Source organism: Stenotrophomonas sp. SKA14, from assembly GCF_000158575.1.
GTDB classification, from domain to species: Bacteria; Pseudomonadota; Gammaproteobacteria; order Xanthomonadales; family Xanthomonadaceae; genus Stenotrophomonas; species Stenotrophomonas forensis.
This window is the reverse complement of record NZ_DS999412.1, coordinates 2,276,644-2,299,497: the sequence shown is the minus strand read 5'-3', so window position 1 is coordinate 2,299,497 and position 22,854 is coordinate 2,276,644. Positions and strand designations below refer to the sequence as shown.

Sequence of the window (22,854 nt, the reverse complement as noted above, 5' to 3'; positions counted from 1 at the left end):
CATGCCGGGCGCGAGGCACCCGGCGGGGTCATCATTCGTGTTCGGCAAGGTAGGCCAGCAGGCGGTCCTCGTCCCACACCGGCACGCCCAGCGACTGCGCCTTGTCCAGTTTGGAGCCCGCCTCGGCACCGGCCACCACGAAGCTGGTCTTCTTCGAGACGCTGCCGGAGACCTTCGCACCGAGTGCTTCCAGGCGCTCCTTGGCGGCATCGCGGGTGAGCTGGGCCAGGGTGCCGGTCAGCACCACGGTCTGCCCATCCAGCGGGCCGGCCACGATCTCCGCCAGCGCCGGCGCCTTGGCCAGGATCAGCTGCATCGCCTTCTCGGCGGCCAACAGCATCGCACCATGACCTTCGGCGTCCAGCCACTCGGCCAGACCGCGCGCGGTGTCGTCCGGCAGGCCCGCGTTGACGAACTGGCCATGTTCGGCATCCAGCACCGCCTGCGCGCCCGGCAGCGCCGCCACCAGCTTCTCCGCACGCAGGCGGGTGATGCCGGGGATTTCCGATTCAACCAGCAGCTGTGCCAGATCCAGGCCCTCGCGCAGCTTTGCGCTGGGCGCATGCACATCACTGATGCGTACCTGGCCGACCTTCAGCAGGTCATCGATGGCCTGCTGGTTGCCCTGCTGCTCGAAGAAATGGCCGAGCGAACGCGCCACTTCGCCACCGATGTCGGGCACGCGCTTGAACAACGGCCACGGCAGGTGGCGGATCAGCTCCAGATCACCGAACCACTGCGCCAGCGCCTTGGCCGTGCTCTCGCCGACGTGCTCGATGCCCAGCGCGAACAGCAGTCGCTCCAGCGTGGCGGCGCGGCTTGCATCGATGGCCGCGATCAGGTTGTCGGCCCACTTGGTGGCGATCTTCTTCGTGTTCCATTCGAAGCTGGCCGGCTGTACCAGCGCCTGTGTGCGCCAGCCCGGATCATTTCCATCCAGTTTGAGCACCGCATTGAGCACCGCGCCGCTGCCTTCGGCCGGCAGGTGCAGCTTCAGCGCGGCGGCCAGAGCGGAAGGGTCTTCGGCATCCAGCACCAGCTTCAGGTGCAGCAGCTGGTCGCGGTTGAGCCGGTACAGATCGGCCACGCTCTTGACGATCCCCGCGTCGACCAGGGTTTCAATGTACTTGTCACCGAGGCCGTCGATATCCATCGCACGACGCGAAGCAAAATGGGCAATCGCCTCCTTGCGCTGCGCCGGGCAGGACAGTTCGCCCGAGCAACGCCACGCTGCCGCGCCTTCCTCGCGCACGATCTCCGAACCGCACACCGGGCAGCGCGTCGGCATCTGCCATGGCGTGGTGCCCGGGGGGCGGCGGTCGAGGATGACGCTGACCACTTCCGGGATCACGTCACCGGCGCGGCGCACGATCACGCTGTCGCCCACGCGCACATCCAGCCGTGCGATCTGGTCGGCGTTGTGCAGCGTGGCGTTGGACACGATCACACCGGCCACCGCCACCGGCGCCAGACGCGCGACCGGCGTGGCGGCACCGGTGCGGCCGATCTGGATCTCGATCGCCTCCACGGTGGTGCTCTGTTCCTGCGCCGGGAACTTGTGCGCGATGGCCCAGCGCGGCGCACGCGAGACGAAGCCCATCGCCTGCTGGCCGGCGCGGTCATCCAGCTTGTAGACCACGCCATCGATGTCGAACGGCAGGCCATCGCGGCGCTCGCCGATATCGCGGTAATAGCCGAGCAGGCCGTCGGTGCCTTCCACCACCTTGCACAACCCGCTGACCGGGAAGCCCCAGGCACCGAGCTGGGCCAGCGTGCCCGAATGGGTGTCGGGCAGTTCGCCGCCCTGCACTTCGCCGGTGCCGTAGGCGAAGAAGCTCAGTCTGCGCTGCGCGCTGATCTTCGGGTCCAGCTGGCGCAACGAACCGGCGGCAGCATTGCGCGGGTTGGCCAGTACCTTGCCACCCTGCTGGCGCGCACGTTCGTTATAAGCCTCGAAGTCGGCGCGGGCCATGTAGACCTCGCCGCGCACCTCCAGCACGTCGGGCCAGTCCTTGCCATGCAGGCGCTTGGGAATGTCGCCGATCTCACGCAGGTTGGCGGTCACGTCCTCGCCGGTACTGCCATCGCCGCGGGTGGCGCCCAACACGAAATGACCTTCTTCGTAGCGCAGGCTGATCGCCAGCCCATCCATCTTCGGCTCGGCCGAGAACTGCAGGCTGCGACGGCCCAGGCGCTCATCGATGCGGCGCACGAAATCGGCCACTTCCTCATCGCTGAAGGCATTGGACAGCGACAGCATCGGCACCGCGTGGCGTACTTCCGGGAAACGGCCGGAGGGACGCGCGCCGACCTGCTGGGTCGGGCTGTCGGCACGGGCCAGCTCCGGATGCTCGCGCTCCAGCGCTTCCAGCTCGCGCACCATCCGGTCGTAGTCGACGTCGGGGATCTCCGGCGCGTCCAGCTCGTGGTAGGCGCGGTTGGCCTGGGCGATCTGCCGGCGAAGGTCTTCGGCGCGTTCGGCGGGGCGGGGGCTCATCGGGATCCGGTGGTTCTGGGATGGCCGGGGATTCTACCGCGCCCGGCCGTCAGGCCCTGTAACGCCGGCGCCTCTTGTAGCGTCGAGCCATGCTCAACCGGCGCTCCCCCGCTCTGGTAAGTGCCAACCTTGGTTGGCACATCTCCAGTGGAGTGACGATAAATGCAGTCGAGCATGGCTCTACTCTACAAAAAGCGGGCTTGCCGCCCACCGCCACCAGCGCTAGCGTGCGTCGGTTACCCTCTGGAATCCCGCCCGTGACCCTGCCCGCCTCCCGCCGCCACTTCCTGCAACTGGCCGGTGCCGGCCTCGCTCTGGCGAGCGGTGGCCTGCCCCGCCTCGGCCAGGCACAGCCCGCCGCAGCCGCGGCACCTGCCCCTGGCGAGGGCGCCGTGCTGCTGAATTTCAACGAATGCCCCTACGGCCCCTCGCCTGCAGCACAGCAGGCGGCGCGCGACAGCATCGTTCAATGTGGCCGCTATCGCTTCGAACTGGCTGCTCAGGTCCGCGATGCCTTCATCGAGCAGGCGCGCATCCCCGCCGACCACGTGCGCCTGTACCCCGGCTCCAGTGAACCACTGAACCGCGTTGCCACGCTGTGGACCAGTCCGCAGGCGGGACTGGTGGTGGCCGACCCCACTTTCGAGACGCTGGGCGAGGTCGCCGCCGCGCACGGTGCGTACGTGCAGAAGGTGCCGCTGCGCGATGACGGTGCACACGACCTGCGCGCGATGGTCGCTGCCGCGCATGCGCACCCCACCGGGCTGCTGTATGTGTGCAACCCGAACAATCCGACCGGCTCGATCAGCCCGCCGGATGAGCTTGCCTGGCTGTTGGCCCACAAGCCCGTGTCCACCCGCGTGCTGGTCGACGAGGCCTACCTGCAGTACAGCGAGCAACTGAGCCTGATCACACAGGTTGCACAGCGCGATGACCTCATCGTGCTGCGCACGTTCTCCAAGCTGTACGGCATGGCCGGCCTGCGCATGGGCGTAGCGGCGGCACATCCCGACCGCCTGCGTGAACTGGCCAGCCTGGGTGACAACCCGCTGCCGGTGCCCGCGCTGGCGGCGGCACTGGCCAGCCTTCGCGACCCGCAGTTGATTCCGCAGCGTCGCCTGCAGAACGCCAAGGTGCGCCAGGCCACCATCGCATGGCTGGGAAAGCGTGGCTTCAGCTGCCTGCCCTCGGAGGCGAACTGTTTCGTGGTCGATGTCCAACGCGACGGTGCTGCATTCGCCAAGTCGATGGCAGAGAACGGCGTGGTCATCGGCCGAAGCTGGCCGATCTGGCCGCAGCGCGTGCGCGTGACCGTGGGTACCGAAGCGGAGATGGCAGCGTTCCGCCAAGCGTTCGCGAAGGTGGCCGGCGTGCCGGCATAACCCCGCCGGGTGATGTGCCGACCGTTGATCGGCACATCACCCATAAAGCCGCTTACCAGCGCGGCGTCTTGGTCAGCGGCGGTGCCTGATGCTGGCGGTCGTAGGCACGCAGTTCGTCGCGGATGTGCGCGATGCGCTGGCGGCCCAGGGCATTGCGGCTGTCATCCAGCACCACGCCATCCAGCAGCTCGGCCATCCGCTGCACGGTCGGCAGCATCTTCTCCCAGGCGTCCAGCGCGGTCAGCGGCGCGGGCAGGGTCAGGAAGAAGGCGATCGCCGGGGTTTCCATGGCACGGATGTTGGCCATGTCGAAGCTGCCCGGTTTCATGATGCTGGCCATCGAGAAGATCGGGCCGCGTTCGGGATGGGCCTCCACCAGGCGGTGGAAGACATTCATGTGGCCAAACACCAGGCCGGTCTTTTCGGCCGCCACCACGATGTCCTCGCCGCGCAGCTGCTCGCCGGCGCGGGCGGCCACGAACAACGAGACGATCTTGTCGAAATCCTGGGTGGCGCGCTTGCCGAGATCGCTGGCTCCGGCATCGGTGTCGGCCAGGCCGAGTTCGGCCTGCTCGCCTTCGCCGCCCATGCCCGGTTCGACCCGGCCATCAGCCAGCGCAACACCATCCTCGCCCAGCACCGGCTCGCGACGCTCGCCGCTGGTCGGTTCCGCGCTTTCCACGCGGCGCCCCTGGGGCTTCTTCTTCGGACGGCCAAACAGGAAGATCGCGGCGATCAACAGCAGGCCGGCGGCCAGGATGCCGATGCGCAACAGTGCCGTGTCGGACATTCGATAGGTTCTCCGGCTAGTTCATTCAGGTAACTAGGATGGCACGTCAGGCCGCGCCCGCCAATCGCGCGGCTTCTTCCAGGTCCACGCTGACCAGGCGGCTGACGCCCGGCTCGCGCATGGTCACGCCCGACAGCTGATGCGCGGCCTCCATCGTGGCCTTGTTGTGGCTGACGAACAGGAACTGCACCTTCTCGCTCATTTCCTTCACCATGTTGGCCAGGCGGCCGACGTTGGCTTCGTCCAGCGGCGCGTCCACCTCGTCCAGCAGGCAGAACGGCGCGGGGTTCAGCTGGAAGATGGCAAACACCAGCGCCACCGCGGTCATCGCCTTCTCGCCACCGGACAGCAGCGAGATGCTGGAGACACGCTTGCCCGGCGGACGCGCCATGATGGTCACACCGGTGTCGAGCAGATCTTCACCGGTCAGTTCCAGATAGGCATGGCCACCACCGAACAGGCGCGGATACAGCGCCTGCACGCCCGCGTTGACGCGGTCGAAGGTGTCCTTGAAGCGGCCGCGGGTTTCACGGTCGATCTTGCGGATGGCGTCTTCCAGGGTTTCCAGTGCGGTGGTCAGGTCGATGTGCTGCGAATCCAGGTACTCCGAACGCTGCGATGCCTCGCCGTACTCGTGGATGGCCGCCAGGTTGACCGGCTCCAGCCGGCGCATGCGGCCGTCGATCTGGTGAACGGCCTGCTCCCAGTCGCCCAGGCGGGCGTCCTCGGGCAGTGCGTTGAGCACGTCCTGCAGCACGAAGCCGGCCTTCTCCACCGCGCCCTGCAGGGTGTCCGCGCTGAGCACCAGCGCCTGCTGGTCCAGCTTGCGCTGCGATATACGCTCGCGCTGGGCCAGCGCCTGCTCGTCGCGCTGATGACGGGTCTGCTCGTAGTTGCGCAGCTCGGCGTCGATGCCATCGAGCAGCGTGCGCGCCTCGGTCAGCACCCGGTCGGCACGCACACGTTCTTCCAGTGCGTTCTGGTGCTCGGCCTGCAGCGATTCAACCGGCGAATCACCCTCATCCAGTTGCGAGTGCAATTCACCCAGGCGCGAATCCAGCTGCCCGCGCTGGGTACCCATACGCTCCAGTGCCTGGCTCAGTGACGCCAGCTGCGCACGCTGCGACTCCAGGGTGAGCGCCAGCGAATGCGAGCGTTCGCGCACCGCACGCGCAGCATCACGGGCGAGGTCGCGCGCCTCGGTCAGCTGGCGGCGTTCGCCCTCCAGCCGCTGCCGGGTTGATTCCAGATCACCCATGCTGCTGACCGCATTCTCCAACCGCGAGCGCGCTTCACGCGCCTGCGCGTTGTTGGCTTCCAGCGTTTCCTGCAGCTGCTTCAGTTCACCTTCGATGCGGTCGATGCGGGTACGTGCGGCTTCCACCTTGCCCTGCTGGCCCTGCAGCTGGCCGGCAAGTTCGGAGACTGCACGATGGGCCTGGTACAGCGTGCGCTGCGCGTCTTCGCGTTGCTGTTCGGCAGCCTGCAACTGTTCGCGGAAGCCGGCCAGCTGCTCTTCCAGCTCGGCCTCGCGATTCTGCAGCTGCTCAATCTGCTCGCGCAGTTCGTTGATCTCACGTTCGCGCAGCAATGCGCCCTGCTGGGCCGCACCCGAGCGCGAAACGCGCAGCCAGCCCTGGCCCAGGCGCTCGCCGCCCTGGGTGATGATCGAATCACCTTCGGGCAGGCTGGCCTGCAGCGTCTTCGCCTCGGACAGATCACGTGCACCGTGCAGGTGCGCCAGCAGGCGACGGATCGCGGCCGGGCCACGCACACGTGCCGCCAGCGAGGTCGGTGCAACCTTCAGGTCCGCATCATCGTTGGCGACCAGCGCGATGTGACCTTCGCCCAGCTCAGCCAGCGCATCGACCAGCCCGGCCGGGTCATCGACCAGCACGCCTTCGATCAACTGGCCGAGCGCGCTTTCGACCGCATTTTCCCAACCGGCATCGACATCCAGGCGTTCGCCGACACGCGCCGCCGAATCCAGTCCACGCGCCTTCAGCCAGGCCACGGCAGCGCCCTGCTCCTGGCCAAGCGCGGCCTGCTGCAGGGCTTCCAGCGATGCCAGGCGGCCGCGCAGTCCATTGGCCTGCTTGCGCAGTTCGGCCAGTTCGTTCTGGCCGTTGCGCTGCTGCTCCTGCACGGCTGCCACGCCCTGCTTGCGGTGTTCAACCTCTTCGCCCAGTTCATCCAGCGCGGTCTTCTGCGTGTCGTGCTGCAGGTGCAGCTGCTCGAAAGCTTCTTCCAGCGCATCCACGTCCAGCCCGGCGCGCTCGGCGGCCAGTGCTTCGCGGCGGCGGTCGGCGTCGAGGATCTGCTTGTCCAGGTAGTCCACGCGGGTGCGCTCGACATCGCCGGCACGCGAGGCTTCCGAACTCTGCGAGGTGTGCTGCTCCCAACGCTGCTGCCAGCTGGCCAGCCGGTCCTCGGCCTCGCGCAGGCTTTCCTGCTTGATCTCGTTCTCTTCCTGCAGCTCCTCCAGCTGCGGGGTGGCGGCCTCCACCGCCTCGCGCAGCACCATCAGCTTGGCCTCGTCGCCGCTGATGTGCTGGCCCAGTTCGGCCAGCGCCTGACGGGTCTCGTCGCGCGCCTTGTGCAGGCGCTGCGACAGCTCGCGCTGGTGCTGGATCTGCTGCTCCAGGCGGGCCAGCGTGCTGCCGACCTGGTAGACCGCGGCCTGCGCGGTATTGAGCGCATCGGCGGCCTCTTCGCGACGCACGCGCGAGGTCTCGATGCGGGCCTCGGCATCACGCTGATCGGCGATCAGCTGCTGCAGCTTGGTCTCTTCCTGTGACAGGCCTTCGCGCAGCTTCGACAGGCGCCCGTCGAGTCCACGGAATTCCAGCGTCTTCCACTCGGCATCCTTGACCCGGCGCTCTTCCTGCAGCGCCTGGTACTGCTCGGCCTGCCTGGCCTGGCGCTTGAGGTGCTCGAGCTGCTTGCTGATCTCGTCGCGCAGGTCGCCCAGCCGGTCCAGGTTCTCGCGGGTGTGGCGGATGCGGGTCTCGGTCTCCTTGCGGCGCTCCTTGTACTTCGAGATGCCGGCGGCCTCTTCCAGGTACACGCGCAGGTCTTCCGGGCGCGCCTCGATGATCTGGCTGATCATGCCCTGCTCGATGATCGAGTAGCTGCGCGGACCCAGGCCGGTACCGAGGAACAGGTCGGTGATGTCGCGGCGACGGCACTTGGTGCCGTTGAGGTAGTAGTTGCTGGTGCCGTCGCGACTGACCGTGCGCTTGACCGAGATTTCGTTGAACGAGGCGTACTCGCCCGAGATCGTGTGGTCGGAGTTGTCGAAGATCAGCTCGACGGTGGCCTGCGAGACCGGCTTGCGGGCGTTGGAGCCGGAAAAGATCACGTCGGTCAGCGAGTCGCCGCGCAGGCGGCTGGCCGAACTCTCGCCCATGACCCAGCGCACGGCGTCGATGATGTTCGACTTGCCGCAGCCATTGGGCCCCACCACGCCGGTCATGTTGGTCGGCAGGTGCAGGGTGGTCGGATCGACGAACGACTTGAAGCCGGACAGCTTGATCGTGGAAAGACGCATAGGGGTTCCGGACTGGGGCCGGCGAGCGGCCTGCGTTTACCCTCCAAGTCATTGATCCTGCTGGGATCGATGCCCGTGGAACGGGTGTGACGCCCTGAGTATACCGATGTGGCCGTGTTCTACGAATGGGCGTGGAACATTGTCCGGCCCCGCCCCGCCGGCCAGGCATGGCGCAACGCTGCGAAAGCGGGCCATAAAACAAAACGGGCACCCTTGCGGGCGCCCGTTCTGCGGTGATTCCAGGCCTTGCGGCGTGGGATCAGGCTTCGGCGACGACGACGACCTTGACGGTGGTCTCGACGTCGGCGTGCAGGTGGACCAGCACGTCGTATTCGCCGATGTTGCGGAAGGCGCCTTCGCCCAGGATGACTTCGCTCTTGCTGACCGGCAGGCCGGCAGCGGTGAAGGCATCGGCGATTTCACGGGCGCCGACCGAGCCGTACAGCTTGCCTTCGGTCGAAGCGTTGGCGGCGATGGTCACGCTCGCGCCTTCCAGCTTGGCCTTGCGGGCGTCAGCGTCGGCATGGATGGCCTGGGCCTTGGCTTCGTACTCGGCGCGCTTGGCTTCGAACTCGGCCTTGTTGCTCTCGGTGGCCGGCACGGCCTTGCCCTGCGGCACGAGGAAGTTACGGCCGTAGCCCGGCTTCACGTCGACCAGGTCGCCCAGGTTGCCGAGGTTGGTCACTTTCTGCAGGAGGATCAGCTGCATGGTATTGCTCCAGATGAGTTATTCGTTAGCGAGGCGATGCCCCGCAACAAAGGCTGTCCGAATAGCTGGCACAGCGGGGGCGGCACCGGGCCGCCCCGCCGGGCATCAGACGTCGTGGTTGTCGGTGTACGGAATCAGGGCCAGGAAGCGAGCGCGCTTGACGGCGGTCGCCAGCTGGCGCTGGTACTTCGACTTGGTACCGGTGACGCGGCTCGGCACGATCTTGCCGTTCTCGGTCAGGTACTGGCGCAGGGTGTTGAGATCCTTGTAATCGATCTCCTTCACACCTTCAGCCGTGAACTTGCAGAACTTGCGGCGACGGAAGAACTTGGACATAGGAAGGCTCCTTAGGCGGCGGAAGCGGCGTCGTCGCCGGCTTCGTTGTCAGCGGTGGTGGTGGACTCGCCTTCTTCGTCGTCACGACGACGGCGCTCACCGCGCTCAGGCTTGTCACCCTTCTCGTCCTTGCTCTTCATGATCAGCGACTGCTCGGTGTCAGCCTCGTCACGCTTGATGACCAGGTTGCGCAGCACGGCGTCGTTGAAGCGGAAGCTTTCGGTCAGTTCGTTCAGAACAGCCTGGTCGGCTTCGATGTTCATCAGCACGTAGTGGGCCTTCACCAGGTTCTGGATCGGGTACGCCAGCTGGCGGCGGCCCCAGTCTTCCAGACGGTGGATGGTGCCGTTGCCGTTCTCGACCAGCGACTTGTAGCGCTCGATCATGGCCGGGACCTGCTCGCTCTGGTCCGGGTGGACCATGAACACGATTTCGTAATGACGACTCATGTTTTTTTCTACCTTTCGGATGTGGCCTTGCGGCCGGACAGCCCCCCGCCGTTGATACCGCGGTGGGGCAAGGACTCCCGCCAGGAAGGCAGGAAGCCGCGCATTATGGCGCAGATGGGGGTGCCGGGCAACCGGCGGGCCACAGGCCAACCTGAACAGGGGCACAGCCCCATGCCAACCCAGGTTGGCCGCTACCAGAGCGATCAGGCTCCCGCCGGCCCTCAGGCCTTGTCAGCGTCGGTGGTGAAGCTCTCGCCGCAGCCGCACTCGGCGGTGGCGTTCGGGTTGCTGAACGTGAAGGTCTCGCTCAGGCCGTGCTTGCCGAAGTCGATCACGGTGCCGTCCACCAGCGCCAGGCTCTTGGCGTCGACGTAGATCTTCACGCCGTCCTGGTCGAACACGGTATCGCCCTCGCGCTCGTCGCGGGCCAGATCGGTGACGTGGCCCCAGCCGGAGCAACCGGTCTTGGTCACGCCAAAACGCAGGCCCAGCGCACCGGGGGTCTGGGCGACGAAGCGCTGCACGCGCTCGAAGGCAATGGGGGTCAGGCTGACAGCCATGGGGCTACTCCAGAGGTACGGGGACATTATAAGGAGCCGTTGCCGCGAAAAATGCCTCGCAAGCGGAACACTGCAACCGGTAAACTCCCGTGTTCACAGATCGAGTCGATCAGCAGAGGATTCAAGTCATGACGGTGGTCAGCGTTGAACATGCGCTTGCCGGGAAGATCCCGGAAGGCGGCGAAGTCACGGTACGCGGATGGGTGCGCACGGTGCGCGGTTCAGCGAATCTGGCCTTCGTGAATGTGAGCGACGGCTCCTGCTTCGCCCCGATCCAGGTCGTGGCCAACGACAGCCTGGCCAACTTCGACGAGATCAAGCGCCTGACCAGCGGCTGCTCGGTCATCGCCACCGGCACCCTGGTGAAGTCGCAGGGCAAGGGCCAGTCGTTCGAGATCCAGGCCAGCGCGCTGGAAGTGGTCGGCTGGGTCGAAGACCCGCTCACCTACCCGATCCAGCCCAAGCCGATGTCGCCGGAGTTCCTGCGCGAAGTCGCGCACCTGCGCCCGCGCACCAACCTGTTCGGCGCGGTCACCCGTATCCGCAACTGCCTGGCCCAGGCCGTGCACCGCTTCTTCCACGAGAACGGCTTCAACTGGATCAGTACCCCGATCATCACCACCTCCGACGCCGAAGGCGCCGGCCAGATGTTCCGCGTGTCCACCCTGGACATGGTGAACCTGCCGCGCGACGAGAAGGGTGCGATCGATTTCAGCCGCGACTTCTTCGGCAAGGAAACCTTCCTGACCGTGTCCGGCCAGCTGAACGTCGAGGCTTACTGCCTGGCGCTGAGCAAGGTCTACACCTTCGGCCCGACCTTCCGCGCCGAGAACAGCCACACCACCCGCCACCTAGCGGAGTTCTGGATGATCGAGCCGGAAATCGCCTTCGCCGACCTGGCCGAAGATGCGCGCCTGGCCGAAGAGTTCCTGAAGTACCTGTTCCGCGCGGTGCTGAACGAGCGCAGCGACGACCTGGCCTTCATCGCCGAGCGCGTGGACAAGAACGCGATCACCAAGCTGGAAGACTTCATCAACGCACCGTTTGAACGCATCGACTACACCGATGCGGTCAGCCTGCTGCAGAAGTCCGGCAAGAAGTTCGACTTCCCGGTCGAATGGGGCCTGGACCTGCAGACCGAGCACGAGCGCTGGCTGACCGAGGAACATGTCGGCCGCCCGGTGGTGGTGACCAACTATCCGGAGCACATCAAGGCCTTCTACATGCGCCTGAACGACGACGGCAAGACCGTCGCCGCGATGGACGTGCTGGCCCCGGGCATCGGCGAGATCATCGGTGGCAGCCAGCGCGAAGAGCGCCTGGACGTGCTGGACGCGCGCATGGCCCAGTTCGGCCTGGACCGCGAACACTACAGCTGGTACCGCGATTTCCGTCGCTATGGCTCGGTGCCGCACGCCGGCTTCGGCCTGGGCTTCGAGCGCCTGGTGGTGTACGTCTGCGGCCTGTCCAACATCCGCGATGCGATCCCCTACCCGCGCGCCCCGGGCAGCGCGGACTTCTAAGCCCCACACAACCACGGAGGTACTGACCCCATGACCCTGTTCTTCGCCCTCTGTTTCGTCGGCGTTGCAGTGGCCGGGTTCAGTGCCTTCGTGATCTTCTGGCCCCTGACCCTGGTGCACGTGCGCGATCGCCATCCGGCGCTCGCCGAGCGCTTCGGCAGTGGCGCCTTCCTCAAGCCCGATGCCCTGGCCTGGCTGCTGCGCCGCGACTATCGCCAACAGCCGGACCGCTCGCTGTCCGGGCTGGCGACACCGGCCTGGGTGTCGCTGCTGACCCTGCTGGCCGGACTGGGCATGGCTGCCCTGCTCTGGCTGGCCTCGCTTTGGTGACATCCATGAATGACATTACCGCCTCGCGCGACAGCTGGTGGCTGGCCAGCCTCGGCAACACCCTGATCTGGGCACGCCTGCGCGTGCGCCCGGCCGGCACCGCCGAAGTGCTCGACAGCGATGGCAACACGCTGAGCTATGACAGCGAAGACACCGCCCGTTCGCAGCTGTTCGACGCCGAATTCGTCGAGTACGACGGCCTGGACGAGGAAGACGCGCTGGTGCGTGGCTTCAGCCTGCACGAAGTGCAGCCGCCGCAGGCCGACAGCGATGAAGGCCTGCGGGGTCGCATGATCCAGTCGCTGGGCGGACGCGCCTGACCCTCGCATGTTCACCCCGCGCGCCTTCGCCGAGACCGACCTGCTCTGGCTGGACCGCCTGCTGGCGCGCGATCCATTCGTCACCGTGCTCACCGCGGGCAGCGATGGCCTGCCGGAGCTGACCCGGATGCCGGTGCTGTACCGGCGTGATGGCGAGCGTATCGAGCTGCGCGGGCACTGGGCCCGTGCCAACCCGCAGTCGCGCCGCAGCGGGGCGGCCAAGGTGCTGGTCGATGGCCCACATGGCTACGTTTCGGCCAGCTGGTACCCGGACAAGGAGCCCGCCGCGCGGGTGCCAACCTGGAACTACGCTGCGGCAGAACTGCGCGGCCAGCTGCATGCCTTCGACGATACCGATGCACTGGCCGAGCTGGTCGGCGCGATCAGCGACCGCTTCGAAGCCAGCGTCGGCCAGGCCTGGCAGTTCGATGCCGCGCGCACCGAACATGGCCCGGAGCTGCGCGCCATCATCGGTTTCCGCTTCCAGGTTGAACACGTGCAGCTGAAGCTGAAACTCAGCCAGAACCATCCGGAGGCCAACCAGCAGGCGGTGATCGCTGCGCTGGACGCGCTGGCCACCCCACCTTCCCAGGAACTGGCGCAGTGGATGCGCTGGCACCGCGAACAGGCCGCCCGCAGCGACTGAACGCAACCGCTTCCCGCGACGACGCAGCCAGAGGGTTGCGGCGAGCCCTCACCCGACGCCAGGGACCCGTACATGATAGACATCCATAAACTGCTGCAGAACAACCGCGACTGGGCCGACCGCATCGAGAAGGAAGATCCGGAATTCTTTCACCAGCTGGCCAAGCAGCAGCACCCCGAGTACCTGTGGATCGGCTGTTCCGATTCACGCGTGCCGGCCAACCAGATCATCGGCATGGCACCGGGTGAAGTATTCGTGCACCGCAATGTTGCCAACGTGGTCGCGCACACCGACCTGAACTGCCTGAGCGTGGTGCAGTACGCGGTGGACCAGCTGAAGGTGAAGCACATCCTGGTCGTCGGCCACTACGGCTGCGGCGGCGTGCATGCCTGCCTGCACAACACCCGCGTCGGCCTGGCCGACAACTGGCTGCGCCATGTCGGCGACGTAATGCAGAAGCACATCGGGATCATCGACGCCATCGAGACCGACGAGCTCAAGCACGCCCGCCTGTGCGAACTGAACGTGATCGAGCAGGTCGCCAACCTGTGCCGCTCGACCATCGTGCAGGATGCCTGGGCGCGCGGCCAGAAGCTGATGGTGCACGGCTGGGTCTACAGCCTCAAGGACGGCCGCGTGCGCGAGATGGGCATCGACGTCGGCGCGCCGGAAGAACTGCAGCCAGCCTACGAAAAGGCGCTGTCCTACGTGCCGCGCAAGGGCAAGCGCGACTGACTTCCCGGGGAAACCGATCATGCTCGCATCGCCGATCAACCTGCACGCCTGGATTGAAGAACACCGCCACCTGCTGAAGCCGCCGGTGGGCAACAAGATGATCGACAACGGCGATTTCATCGTGATGGTGGTCGGCGGGCCGAACTCGCGCACCGATTACCACTACGACGAAGGCCCGGAGTGGTTCTACCAGCTTGAAGGCGAGATGGTGCTGAAGGTGCAGGAGGATGGCGCGGTGCGTGACATCCCGATCCGCGCCGGCGAGATCTTCCTGTTGCCGGGGAAAGTACCGCATTCGCCGCGGCGACCGCCCGGCGGGATCGGCCTGGTGGTCGAGCGCAAGCGCCTGCCGCATGAGATGGACGGCGTGATCTGGCACTGCGAGCGCTGCAACCACAAGCTGCACGAAGAGTATTTCCCGCTGCAGAACATCGAGACCGACCTGCCCAAGGTCTTCGCGCGCTACCACGCCAGCCTGGAGCTGCGCACCTGCAGCCAGTGCGGGCATGTGGATCCGCTGCCGGCGCCGGCAGCGGGCTGAACCATCGATCGGCAGTTGCCCACTTTGGTGGGCGCTTGCTCGCTCCCGCACCGGTAGTTGCCCACCTTGGTGGGCGCTTCGTCACGCGTGCGCCAACCCAGGCTGGCGACTACCGGATGATGCCGCGCGGATGGCAGGTTGACCGCTACCGGGCCTTCCCCCAGGCGCTACACTGGCAGCCCCGTTGCAGCCTGTTGCCCGACCATGTCCGACCTGCTCAGCCGCACCCACGCCATTGCCCTGGACGCCGCCGATCCGCTGCGTCCGCTGCGCAACGAATTCCTGATTCCGCGCCATGGTGGTGGCGAGCAGACCTACTTCGTCGGCAACTCGCTGGGCCTGCAGCCGCGCGGCGCACAGGCGGCCGTGCAGGAAGTGATGAAGCAGTGGGGCGAACTGGCGGTGGAAGGCCACTTCACCGGTCCGACGCAGTGGCTGTCCTACCACCGCCTGGTGAGCGCGCAGCTGGCCCGTGTGGTCGGTGCGCTGCCCAGCGAAGTGGTGGCGATGAACACCCTGAGCGTGAACCTGCACCTGATGATGGTCAGTTTCTACCGGCCGACCGCGCAACGCCCGGTGATCCTGATGGAAGCCGGCGCGTTCCCCACCGATCGGCACGCCGTGGAAGCGCAGATCCGCTTCCATGGCTTTGATCCGGCCGAGTGCCTGGTGGAAGTACAGCCGGACGAAGCCAATGGCACGATCTCGCTCACGGCGATCGAGCGCGCCATCGCCGAGCATGGCCCGCGCCTGGCGCTGGTGCTGTGGCCCGGCGTGCAGTACCGCACCGGCCAGGCCTTCGACCTCGATGCGATCACCCGCGCCGCACGCCTGCACGGTGCGCGGATCGGCTTCGATCTTGCACATTCGATCGGCAACCTGCCGCTGCGCCTGCACGATGTAGCGCCCGATTTCGCCGTGTGGTGCCACTACAAGTATCTCAACAGCGGCCCGGGTGCAGTGGCCGGCGCGTTCGTGCATGAGCGGCACCATCGCGACACCACCCTGCCGCGCTTCGCCGGCTGGTGGGGCCATGAGGAAGCCACTCGTTTCCAGATGGCGCCGCAGTTCACACCCGCCATCGGCGCCGAAGGTTGGCAGTTGAGCAATCCGCCGATCCTCGGCCTGGCACCGCTGCGCGCCTCGCTGGACCTGTTCGAGCGTGCTGGCATGGAGGCGCTGCGCAGCAAATCGCTGGCACTGACCGGCATGCTCGAAGCACTGGTGCGCGCGCGCCTGCCGCAGGCGCTGGACATCATCACCCCGGCCGATCCGCAGCGCCGTGGCTGCCAGTTGTCGCTGCGCGTGATCGGTGGCCGCGAGCGCGGTCGTGCGCTGTTCGAGCACCTGCGCGGCATCGGCGTGCTCGGCGACTGGCGCGAGCCGGATGTGATCCGGATTTCGCCCACCCCGCTCTACAACCGCTACCTGGACGTGCACCACTTCGTCGAGGAAGTGGAAGCCTGGGCCGGCCTCTGAGCCTGCCCCTTCCCTACTGCTGGACAGTTCGTTGATCGCACACGCCTCCCGCTCGTTGAGCATTATCGGTGCCGGCCTCGCCGGGTCCCTGCTGGCCATCCTGCTGTCACGGCAGGGCTGGCGCATTACCCTGTACGAGCGCCGCGGCGATCCGCGCGTGGCCGACTACGAGAGCGGCCGCTCGATCAACCTGGCGCTGGCCGAGCGCGGGCGCAATGCGCTGCGCCAGGCCGGCGTGGAGGACGAAGTGATGGCGCGCGCGGTGATGATGCGCGGGCGCATGGTGCATCCGCGCGACGGCGAACCGCAGCTGCAGCGCTATGGCCGCGACGACAGCGAAGTGATCTGGTCGATCCATCGCAGCGACCTGAACACCACGCTGCTGGAACTGGCCGAACAGGCCGGCGCCATCGTGCACTTCCATCGCCGCCTGCACACCGTCGACTTCGATGCGGGCTACGCGCGCTTCATCGATGACCGCGACGACAGCCCGCACGACATCCGCTTCGACACCCTGATCGGTGCCGACGGCGCCGGTTCGGCACTGCGCGCGGCGATGAACCGGCGAGCGCCGCTGGGCGAGGACATCGCCTTCCTCGACCATTCCTACAAGGAGCTGGAGATCCCGCCGGCCGCCGACGGCAGCTTCCGCATCGAGCGCAACGCGCTGCACATCTGGCCGCGCGGCCACTACATGTGCATCGCCCTTCCCAACCACGAAGGCACCTTCACCGTCACCCTGTTCCTGCCGAACCAGGGCGATCCGAGTTTCGCCACCGTCAACACCGGCGCGCAGGCCGAAGCGCTGTTCGCGCGTGAGTTTGCCGATACCCTGCCACTCATTCCGAACCTGCGCGCAGACTGGGAACAGCATCCGCCAGGCCTGCTGGGCACGCTCACCCTGGAGCGCTGGCACCAGGCCGGCCGCGCCGTGCTGATCGGCGATGCCGCGCATGCGATGGTGCCGTTCCACGGCCAGGGCATGAACTGTGCGTTCGAAGACTGCGTGGCGCTGGCCCGCCACCTGATGGAAGCGGATGATCTGGAAGGCGCGTTCGCCGCGTTCGAAGCCGAGCGCAAGCCGAATGCATGCGCGATCCAGCAGATGGCGCTGGAAAACTACCTGGAAATGCGTGACCGCGTGGCCGATCCCGCGTTCCTGCTGCAGCGTGAGCTGGAACAGGAACTGCAGCGGCGCTGGCCGACCCGCTTCGTGCCGCATTACACGATGGTCACCTTCCTGCACACGCCCTACGCCGAAGCGCTGCGCCGCACCGAGCTGCAGCGCGACATGCTGGTGGCCGCCACCGCCGGCCACAATTCATTGGACAACATCGACTGGACCGCGCTGGAAACACAGATCCACGCGCAGTTGCCGGTCCTGGAGGGCGCGCACTGATGGCCGACAGCTTCCTGTTCTACGACCTGGAAACCTTCGGCCAGGATCCGCGACGCACGCGCATCTCGCAGTACGCGGCGATCCGCACCGACGCTGACCTCAACGAGATTGAAACGCCGGTCAGCTTCTTCGTGCGCCCGGCCGACGACCTGTTGCCGTCACCGATGGCGACCCTGGTCACCGGCATCACGCCGCAGCAGGCCATGGCCGAAGGCATCAGCGAAGCCGAGGCCTTCGACCGCATCAACGAACAGCTGTCACGCCCCGGCACCTGCGCACTGGGCTACAACACGCTGCGCTTCGACGACGAATTCATCCGCTATGGCCTGTTCCGCAATTTCCATGACCCGTACGAACGCGAGTGGCGCAACGGCAATTCGCGCTGGGACCTGCTGGACATGCTGCGGCTGATGCGCGCGATGCGCCCGGATGGCATCCAGTGGCCGCTGCGCGAAGACGGCGCCACCTCGTTCAAGCTTGAACACCTGGCCGAAGCCAACAACGTGCGCGAAGGCGATGCGCACGAAGCACTGTCCGACGTGCGTGCCACCATCGGCATGGCACGCCTGTTCAAGCAGTCGCAGCCGCGCCTGTGGGAGTACGCGCTGAAGCTTCGCGACAAGCGTTTCGTCGGTGGCCTGCTGGACATCGCCGCGTTGAAGCCGGTGCTGCACGTCTCGATGCGCTACCCGGCCAGCCGCCTGTGTGCGGCACCGGTGCTGCCGCTGGCGGTGCATCCGACCATCAACAACCGGGTGATCGTGTTCGACCTCGATGGCGACATCGACGACCTGCTGGAACTGCCGGCCGAGGTGATCGCACAGCGCCTGTACATGCGCGCCAGCGAGCTTCCCGAAGGCGTGGCACGGGTGCCGCTGAAAGAGGTGCATATGAACAAGGTGCCGGCACTGATCGCCTGGAACCACCTGCGTGCCGACGACCATGAGCGCCTGGGCCTTGACGTGGCAGCCATCGAGGCCAAGGTCGAGCGGCTGCGCCCGTTCGCTGCGCAGCTGGCCGAGAAGGCGCGCCAGGTCTACAACCAGCCCCGCACCGCCACCGCGGCCGACGTCGACGCCTCGCTGTACGACGGCTTCCTCGGCAACGGCGACAAGCCCCTGCTTGCCCTGGCCCGCACCACCGCGCCGGAGCAGTTGGCCGCGCTGGAAGGCCGCTTCCGCGACCCGCGCCTGCCCGAGCTGCTGTTCCGCTACCGTGCGCGCAACCATCCCGGCAGCCTCGCACCGGCTGAACGCCAGCGCTGGCAGGATTACCGCCGCCAGCGCCTGCTCGGAGACGGCGGCCTGGGTGAACTCAACCTGCCCCAGTACCAGCAGCAGCTTGATGCACTGGCCGCCGATGCACCCGACGATGCGCGGCGCCAGGCCCTGCTGCAGTCGCTGCGCGACTGGGGCCAGCACCTGCAGGAGACGTTGTGAGTACCTATTTCTCGGACGCCAGCTTCAAGTTCCTGCGCAGCCTGGCGCGGCATAACGAAAAGGCGTGGTTCAACGACCACCGCCAGCAGTACGAAGACCATGTGCGGCAACCGTTCCTGCGCCTGCTCGGCGACCTGCAGCCGGCGTTGGCTGAGGTCAGCGACCATTTCCGCGCCGATACCCGCGGCGTCGGTGGCTCGCTGTTCCGCATCCATCGCGACGCGCGTTTTTCCAACGACAAATCGCCCTACAAGACCTGGCAGGGTGCGCGCCTGTTCCATGAGCGTCGCCGCGAAGTCGCCGCGCCCTCGTTCTACGTGCACCTGCAGCCGGGCGAAAGCTTCGTCGGCGCCGGCCTGTGGCATCCGGAGCCTGAAACCCAGCGTCGCGTGCGCCACTTCATCCTCGACAACCCGGGCAGCTGGAAGGCCGCCGCACATGCGCCCGCGCTGCGCAAGCGCTTCGACTTCGAGGAAAGCGAGAAGCTGGTGCGGCCGCCGCGCGGTTTCCCGGCTGATTTCGAGTTCATCGACGACCTCAAGCACCGCAACTGGGTGATGTGGCGCTCGCTGGACGACGCCACCATGACTGGCCCGCGTCTGCTGTCCACGCTGGGCAAGGATCTGGCTGCACTCGGCCCGTTCGTCGACTACCTGTGCGCCGCGCTGGACCTGGAGTTCTGATGTCGCAGGATCTTCCGCTGCCCCGTCAGCGGCGCGTGCTCGGCCGCACCGGCCTGGCCGTTTCACCGATCGGCCTGGGCTGCTCCGGCTTCTGGGGTCATCGTCGCTTCCCGGAGCATGAGGCGGCTGCCGTGGTCGAACATGCGCTCGCCCAGGGAGTGAACCTGCTCGATACCGGCCACAACTATTCCGGTTTCCATGCCGAGCCGCGCCTGGGCCGTATCCTGCGCCCGTTGCTGCAGCAGTACCCGCGCGACGCGCTGGTGATCTCCAGCAAAGGCGGCACGTTGACCGGCCAGGCCGGCATCAGCGGCGCGGAGCAACGCAACTTCTCGCCCGCGGCCATCACCGCCAGCTGTGAGGCCTCGCTGCGCAACCTTGGCTTGGACCATCTGGACATCTACCAGCTGCACGGCGCCAGCGAACACGACATCAACGATGACCTGCTGCTGGCCCTGCAACGCCTGCGGGAACGCGGTTTGATCCGCCACACCGGCATCAACACCCACTCGGCTTCGACGCTGCGCTGGATGATCGCCCATCCCGACGCGTTCGATGTGGTGCTGCTGGACTACAACGCCCTGCAGCAGGACCGCGAACCGCTGATCGACCAGCTGCAGGCAGCGGGCATTGGCGTGCTGGCCGGTACCGTGCTCGCGCAGGGCCACCTGCTGCCCGCGCGTCCGCGCCTGCCACGGCTGGCCGATGCCTGGTATCTGGCGCGCGCCTGGCTGAAACCCAGCAGCCGCCAGCTGATGCGCAGTGCCCGCCAGATGCGGCGCGCCGTGGCGGCGATCCACAGCCAGCCCCCGGCCCGGACCGCCTTCGCCTATGCGCTGGGCCATCCCGGCGTGGCCAGCGGCATCCTCGGCACCACCCGTACCCGCAGCCTGGACGACGTGCTGGGGACGCGGCTGGAAGCACTGACCCCGGCCGAGCGGCAGCGGCTGGTGGCCGCCTTCGGCGATGGCCGTGGCTCACCCAGTCACTGACGCTTAACCCGCGTTTGCCGCCTTTGCGGCAGTCTGGGAGGCATGAGGAAACTCATCGGCACCCTGGTTGCCCTCGTCCTGGCCGTCGCCGCCTGGTGGTTCAGTGGCCCTTACCTGACCGTGCACGGGCTGTCCAAGGCGATCGAGCAGCGCGACACCGCGCGACTGCAACGCTACGTCGATTTCCCGCGCGTGCGCAGCAGCCTGCGCGCGCAGCTCAACGACTACCTGGTGCGCCAGGCCGGCCCTGACGTGGCGGCCAGCCCGTTCGGCGCCCTGCTCTACGGTCTGGGCGACCAGCTCGGCGGCGCCGCGGTGGACACCATGGTGACCCCGTCCGGGATTGGCGCGATGCTGCAGGGCCACGTGCTGTGGAAACGCGGCCGCAATGAGCTGCAGGGCGGCGATGCCTTCGGCCCGACCGAGCCGGCGCGGCCGCTGAAAAATGCCGCGCATCGCTTCGAAGCACTGGACCGCTTCGTGGTCGACGTCGATCGTGGCCCCGGCCAGCCGCCGCTGAAAGTGGTGCTGGAGCCGCAGGGCCTGCGCTGGAAGGTGGTGGACCTGCAGCTGGGGATGTCGGGCAGTCCGTGACGGGTCATGCCCCTTCGATAGCGCTGCTTTCGGTAGGTGCCCACCTTGGTGGGCACGGATGCACGCCAACCAGGGTCGGCAACCACCAGGCCCTACCCCTCGTTGGCGACACCGTGGGGCACGTGGCCGGCAGCCACATGTTCGCGCGCACTGTCGATGTTGTGCTGCGAATCATCGAAGAAGATGTCGGCACCGAACGCCTGCAGGAACGGGCCCTTGTGGCGGCCACCGAGGAACAGCGCCTCATCCAGGCGCACGCCCCACTCCCGCAGGGTGCGGATCACCCGCTCATGCGCCGGTGCCGATCGCGCGGTGACCAGTGCGGTGCGGATTGGTGCGCTTTCGCCGGCCGGGAATACTTCCTGCAGCGTATGCAGGGCCGACAGGAAGCCGCGGAACGGACCGCCACTGAGCGGTTCGCGGGCGCGTTCGCGTTCGTGCCGGCCAAACGCTTCCACGCCCTGTTCGCGCGAGATGCGCTCACTCTCGTCGCCGAAGATCACCGCGTCGCCGTCGAAGGCGATGCGCAGCTGCCCGGCCGGTCGACCGGTATCGATCTGGTCGGCTGCCGCAGCGGCAGTCTCGCCGGGCGGCTTGGGCAGGATGGTCGCTGCGGCGATGCCGTGGCGCAGCGCGCTGCGCACCGATTCCGGGTTGGCCGACAGGAACAGGTCGGTCCCGAACGGCTTCACGTAAGGCCAGGTCGGCTCACCGGCGGTGAACGTCGCGCGGATGATGCCCAGACCGTAATGCTGGATCGAATTGAAGATGCGCAGGCCGGTATCGGCCGAATTGCGCGACAGCAGGATCACCTCGACCCGCGGATTCTCCGGGCTGGCGCCCTGGTTCAGCGCCAGCAGCTTGCGCACCACGGGGAAGGCCACGCCGGGCCCGAGGATGTCGTCCTCATGCTGGCGCTGGAATTCGGCGTAGGCCGCCACACCATCGCTTTCGAACAGCGCATGGCTTTCCTCGAGGTCGAACAGCGCGCGCGAGGTCACCGCGACGGTCAGCAAACGGGGGGAGTTGTCGCCCATCGGTGGGGGTCCTTCAAGCGATCGGCACGGCCGGCCGCCCATTGTCCTCAAAAAACGAACTGTTCGCTCAGGATCCGGTCTTCCAGGTTGTGCTCCGGGTCGAACAGCAGGGTCACGCGGCGATCCTTCGACTCGCGGATGGTCACTTCGACCACGTCGCGGGTCTCGTGCGAATCAGCAGTCACGCTGACCGGGCGCTTGTAGGGATCGAGCACACGGAAGCGCACTTCGGTATCGGCCTTGAGGATCGCCCCGCGCCAGCGTCGCGGCCGGTACGGGGCCAGCGGCGTCAGGGCGATGGTGTGCGAGCCCAGCGGCAGCACCGGGCCGTGCGCGGAATAGTTGTAGGCGGTGCTGCCGGCCGGGGTGGCCACCAGCACGCCGTCGCCGATCAACTCCCCCACGCGTTCCTGCCCGTTCAGGTCGATGCCGATGTGCGCAGCCTGGCGGGTCTGGCGCAGCAGCGACACGTCGTTGTAGGCCAGCGAACCGGTACTGGTGCCCGACTCGGTCAACGCCACCATTTCCAGCGGGCGCAGGTGGGCCGGCTCGGCGCGGGCAATGCGGGCATGCACGTCATCGTCGCCGCGATACTGGTTCATCAGGAAGCCAACGGTGCCGAGCTTCATGCCGAACACCGGCTTGCCCAGGTGCCCGTGCCGGTGCAGGGTCTGCAGCATGAAGCCATCACCGCCCAGCGGGCACAGCACGTCGGCCTGCTCGGGCGCGTAGTCGCCATAGCGCGAGACCATCGCCGCGCGGGCCATCTGCGCCGGTTCGGTGGTGCTGGCCAGGAAAGCGATGCGGGGGGAGTCGCTCATCGGTGGATCCGGGTGGGTGTGCCAACAAGAGCATACCCGGTC

Annotated in this window: 22 protein-coding genes; 13 read left to right on the top strand and 9 right to left on the bottom strand. The window is 67.1% G+C overall.

From position 1 onward, the window contains the following. Positions 1–31 precede the first annotated feature (31 nt). Positions 32–2,503, bottom strand: coding sequence for an NAD-dependent DNA ligase LigA (gene ligA / locus SSKA14_RS10455; RefSeq protein WP_198283625.1), 2,472 nt, complete (start codon positions 2,501–2,503; stop codon positions 32–34). Between the two features lie 251 nt (positions 2,504–2,754). Between ligA and SSKA14_RS10450 the strand changes: the two genes are divergently transcribed. Then, a complete protein-coding gene (locus SSKA14_RS10450) occupies positions 2,755–3,879 on the top strand; it encodes a pyridoxal phosphate-dependent aminotransferase (RefSeq protein ID WP_008268191.1) in 1,125 nt (374 codons plus the stop codon). A gap of 52 nt (positions 3,880–3,931) precedes the next feature. Here the strand turns inward: SSKA14_RS10450 and zipA are convergent, their stop codons facing one another. The 6 genes from zipA to SSKA14_RS10420 all read right to left on the bottom strand — a co-directional run bounded on the left by zipA (position 3,932) and on the right by SSKA14_RS10420 (position 10,273). After that, the gene (gene zipA, locus SSKA14_RS10445) at positions 3,932–4,669 is read right to left on the bottom strand and encodes a cell division protein ZipA (protein ID WP_008266521.1); all 738 of its coding nucleotides are present in this window, start codon (positions 4,667–4,669) and stop codon (positions 3,932–3,934) included. A gap of 46 nt (positions 4,670–4,715) precedes the next feature. Then, positions 4,716–8,219, bottom strand: coding sequence for a chromosome segregation protein SMC (gene smc, locus SSKA14_RS10440; protein WP_008266717.1), 3,504 nt, complete (start codon positions 8,217–8,219; stop codon positions 4,716–4,718). Positions 8,220–8,478: 259 nt separating this feature from the next. Next, the gene (gene rplI / locus SSKA14_RS10435; protein WP_006452981.1) at positions 8,479–8,928 is read right to left on the bottom strand and encodes a 50S ribosomal protein L9; all 450 of its coding nucleotides are present in this window, start codon (positions 8,926–8,928) and stop codon (positions 8,479–8,481) included. A 105-nt stretch (positions 8,929–9,033) separates the two neighbouring features. Further along, complete coding sequence (gene rpsR / locus SSKA14_RS10430) at positions 9,034–9,264, bottom strand: 30S ribosomal protein S18 (RefSeq protein WP_002804494.1); 231 nt, start codon at positions 9,262–9,264, stop codon at positions 9,034–9,036. Between the two features lie 11 nt (positions 9,265–9,275). Further along, positions 9,276–9,713 carry a 30S ribosomal protein S6 gene (rpsF, locus tag SSKA14_RS10425; protein WP_006452997.1) on the bottom strand — a complete coding sequence of 146 codons (438 nt, stop codon included), beginning with the start codon at positions 9,711–9,713 and terminating at the stop codon, positions 9,276–9,278. Between the two features lie 221 nt (positions 9,714–9,934). After that, positions 9,935–10,273 (bottom strand): iron-sulfur cluster assembly accessory protein, encoded by a 339-nt coding sequence (locus tag SSKA14_RS10420; protein WP_006452998.1) that lies wholly within the window; start codon positions 10,271–10,273, stop codon positions 9,935–9,937. 128 nt (positions 10,274–10,401) lie between these two features. Here SSKA14_RS10420 and asnS point away from each other — a divergent pair, with 128 nt between their 5' ends. The 12 genes from asnS to SSKA14_RS10360 all read left to right on the top strand — a co-directional run bounded on the left by asnS (position 10,402) and on the right by SSKA14_RS10360 (position 20,954). Next, positions 10,402–11,796 (top strand): asparagine--tRNA ligase, encoded by a 1,395-nt coding sequence (gene asnS, locus SSKA14_RS10415; RefSeq protein ID WP_008268210.1) that lies wholly within the window; start codon positions 10,402–10,404, stop codon positions 11,794–11,796. Positions 11,797–11,826: 30 nt separating this feature from the next. Next, entirely contained in the window at positions 11,827–12,126 is a 300-nt protein-coding gene (locus SSKA14_RS10410; RefSeq protein ID WP_005417403.1) for a hypothetical protein, read from the top strand. A 5-nt stretch (positions 12,127–12,131) separates the two neighbouring features. Beyond that, positions 12,132–12,446 carry a hypothetical protein gene (locus tag SSKA14_RS10405; RefSeq protein ID WP_006453002.1) on the top strand — a complete coding sequence of 105 codons (315 nt, stop codon included), beginning with the start codon at positions 12,132–12,134 and terminating at the stop codon, positions 12,444–12,446. Positions 12,447–12,453: 7 nt separating this feature from the next. Then, on the top strand, positions 12,454–13,092 hold the full coding sequence (locus SSKA14_RS10400) for an FMN-binding negative transcriptional regulator (RefSeq protein WP_008268484.1): 639 nt from the start codon (positions 12,454–12,456) through the stop codon (positions 13,090–13,092). A 72-nt stretch (positions 13,093–13,164) separates the two neighbouring features. Continuing rightward, a complete protein-coding gene (gene can, locus SSKA14_RS10395) occupies positions 13,165–13,827 on the top strand; it encodes a carbonate dehydratase (RefSeq protein ID WP_008265410.1) in 663 nt (220 codons plus the stop codon). Positions 13,828–13,846: 19 nt separating this feature from the next. Continuing rightward, positions 13,847–14,368, top strand: a complete 522-nt coding sequence (locus tag SSKA14_RS10390; RefSeq protein WP_008265749.1) for a 3-hydroxyanthranilate 3,4-dioxygenase — start codon at positions 13,847–13,849, stop codon at positions 14,366–14,368. 204 nt (positions 14,369–14,572) lie between these two features. After that, entirely contained in the window at positions 14,573–15,847 is a 1,275-nt protein-coding gene (gene kynU / locus SSKA14_RS10385; protein ID WP_008267092.1) for a kynureninase, read from the top strand. A 31-nt stretch (positions 15,848–15,878) separates the two neighbouring features. After that, positions 15,879–17,246, top strand: a complete 1,368-nt coding sequence (locus SSKA14_RS10380; RefSeq protein WP_040007419.1) for an NAD(P)/FAD-dependent oxidoreductase — start codon at positions 15,879–15,881, stop codon at positions 17,244–17,246. Further along, positions 17,246–18,685, top strand: a complete 1,440-nt coding sequence (gene sbcB, locus SSKA14_RS10375) for an exodeoxyribonuclease I (RefSeq protein ID WP_008268144.1) — start codon at positions 17,246–17,248, stop codon at positions 18,683–18,685. The genes SSKA14_RS10380 and sbcB overlap by 1 nt, the downstream gene beginning before the upstream one ends. Then, complete coding sequence (locus SSKA14_RS10370) at positions 18,682–19,368, top strand: DUF2461 domain-containing protein (protein ID WP_008265662.1); 687 nt, start codon at positions 18,682–18,684, stop codon at positions 19,366–19,368. Before sbcB ends, SSKA14_RS10370 begins: the two co-directional genes overlap by 4 nt. Then, a complete protein-coding gene (locus tag SSKA14_RS10365; protein ID WP_008267128.1) occupies positions 19,368–20,360 on the top strand; it encodes an aldo/keto reductase in 993 nt (330 codons plus the stop codon). Before SSKA14_RS10370 ends, SSKA14_RS10365 begins: the two co-directional genes overlap by 1 nt. Positions 20,361–20,402: 42 nt before the next feature. Then, on the top strand, positions 20,403–20,954 hold the full coding sequence (locus tag SSKA14_RS10360) for a DUF2939 domain-containing protein (RefSeq protein WP_008265269.1): 552 nt from the start codon (positions 20,403–20,405) through the stop codon (positions 20,952–20,954). A gap of 92 nt (positions 20,955–21,046) precedes the next feature. Here SSKA14_RS10360 and SSKA14_RS10355 read toward each other — a convergent pair whose 3' ends face one another. Both SSKA14_RS10355 and SSKA14_RS10350 read right to left on the bottom strand, forming a co-directional pair. Then, positions 21,047–21,991 (bottom strand): 5'-nucleotidase, encoded by a 945-nt coding sequence (locus tag SSKA14_RS10355; RefSeq protein ID WP_005410242.1) that lies wholly within the window; start codon positions 21,989–21,991, stop codon positions 21,047–21,049. A 47-nt stretch (positions 21,992–22,038) separates the two neighbouring features. After that, on the bottom strand, positions 22,039–22,812 hold the full coding sequence (locus SSKA14_RS10350) for an NAD kinase (RefSeq protein ID WP_008268011.1): 774 nt from the start codon (positions 22,810–22,812) through the stop codon (positions 22,039–22,041). Positions 22,813–22,854: the final 42 nt, after the last annotated feature.

Excerpts from the sequence above, each read along its gene's own strand:
- zipA (WP_008266521.1), bottom strand. The coding sequence starts at position 4,669 with ATGTCCGACACGGCACTGTTGCGCATCGGCATCCTGGCCGCCGGCCTG.
- smc (WP_008266717.1), bottom strand. The coding sequence starts at position 8,219 with ATGCGTCTTTCCACGATCAAGCTGTCCGGCTTCAAGTCGTTCGTCGAT.
- rplI (WP_006452981.1), bottom strand. The coding sequence starts at position 8,928 with ATGCAGCTGATCCTCCTGCAGAAAGTGACCAACCTCGGCAACCTGGGC.
- rpsR (WP_002804494.1), bottom strand. The coding sequence starts at position 9,264 with ATGTCCAAGTTCTTCCGTCGCCGCAAGTTCTGCAAGTTCACGGCTGAA.
- rpsF (WP_006452997.1), bottom strand. The coding sequence starts at position 9,713 with ATGAGTCGTCATTACGAAATCGTGTTCATGGTCCACCCGGACCAGAGC.
- SSKA14_RS10420 (WP_006452998.1), bottom strand. The coding sequence starts at position 10,273 with ATGGCTGTCAGCCTGACCCCCATTGCCTTCGAGCGCGTGCAGCGCTTC.
- asnS (WP_008268210.1), top strand. The coding sequence starts at position 10,402 with ATGACGGTGGTCAGCGTTGAACATGCGCTTGCCGGGAAGATCCCGGAA.
- SSKA14_RS10410 (WP_005417403.1), top strand. The coding sequence starts at position 11,827 with ATGACCCTGTTCTTCGCCCTCTGTTTCGTCGGCGTTGCAGTGGCCGGG.
- SSKA14_RS10405 (WP_006453002.1), top strand. The coding sequence starts at position 12,132 with ATGAATGACATTACCGCCTCGCGCGACAGCTGGTGGCTGGCCAGCCTC.
- SSKA14_RS10400 (WP_008268484.1), top strand. The coding sequence starts at position 12,454 with ATGTTCACCCCGCGCGCCTTCGCCGAGACCGACCTGCTCTGGCTGGAC.
- can (WP_008265410.1), top strand. The coding sequence starts at position 13,165 with ATGATAGACATCCATAAACTGCTGCAGAACAACCGCGACTGGGCCGAC.
- SSKA14_RS10390 (WP_008265749.1), top strand. The coding sequence starts at position 13,847 with ATGCTCGCATCGCCGATCAACCTGCACGCCTGGATTGAAGAACACCGC.
- kynU (WP_008267092.1), top strand. The coding sequence starts at position 14,573 with ATGTCCGACCTGCTCAGCCGCACCCACGCCATTGCCCTGGACGCCGCC.
- sbcB (WP_008268144.1), top strand. The coding sequence starts at position 17,246 with ATGGCCGACAGCTTCCTGTTCTACGACCTGGAAACCTTCGGCCAGGAT.
- SSKA14_RS10365 (WP_008267128.1), top strand. The coding sequence starts at position 19,368 with ATGTCGCAGGATCTTCCGCTGCCCCGTCAGCGGCGCGTGCTCGGCCGC.
- SSKA14_RS10360 (WP_008265269.1), top strand. The coding sequence starts at position 20,403 with ATGAGGAAACTCATCGGCACCCTGGTTGCCCTCGTCCTGGCCGTCGCC.
- SSKA14_RS10355 (WP_005410242.1), bottom strand. The coding sequence starts at position 21,991 with ATGGGCGACAACTCCCCCCGTTTGCTGACCGTCGCGGTGACCTCGCGC.
- SSKA14_RS10350 (WP_008268011.1), bottom strand. The coding sequence starts at position 22,812 with ATGAGCGACTCCCCCCGCATCGCTTTCCTGGCCAGCACCACCGAACCG.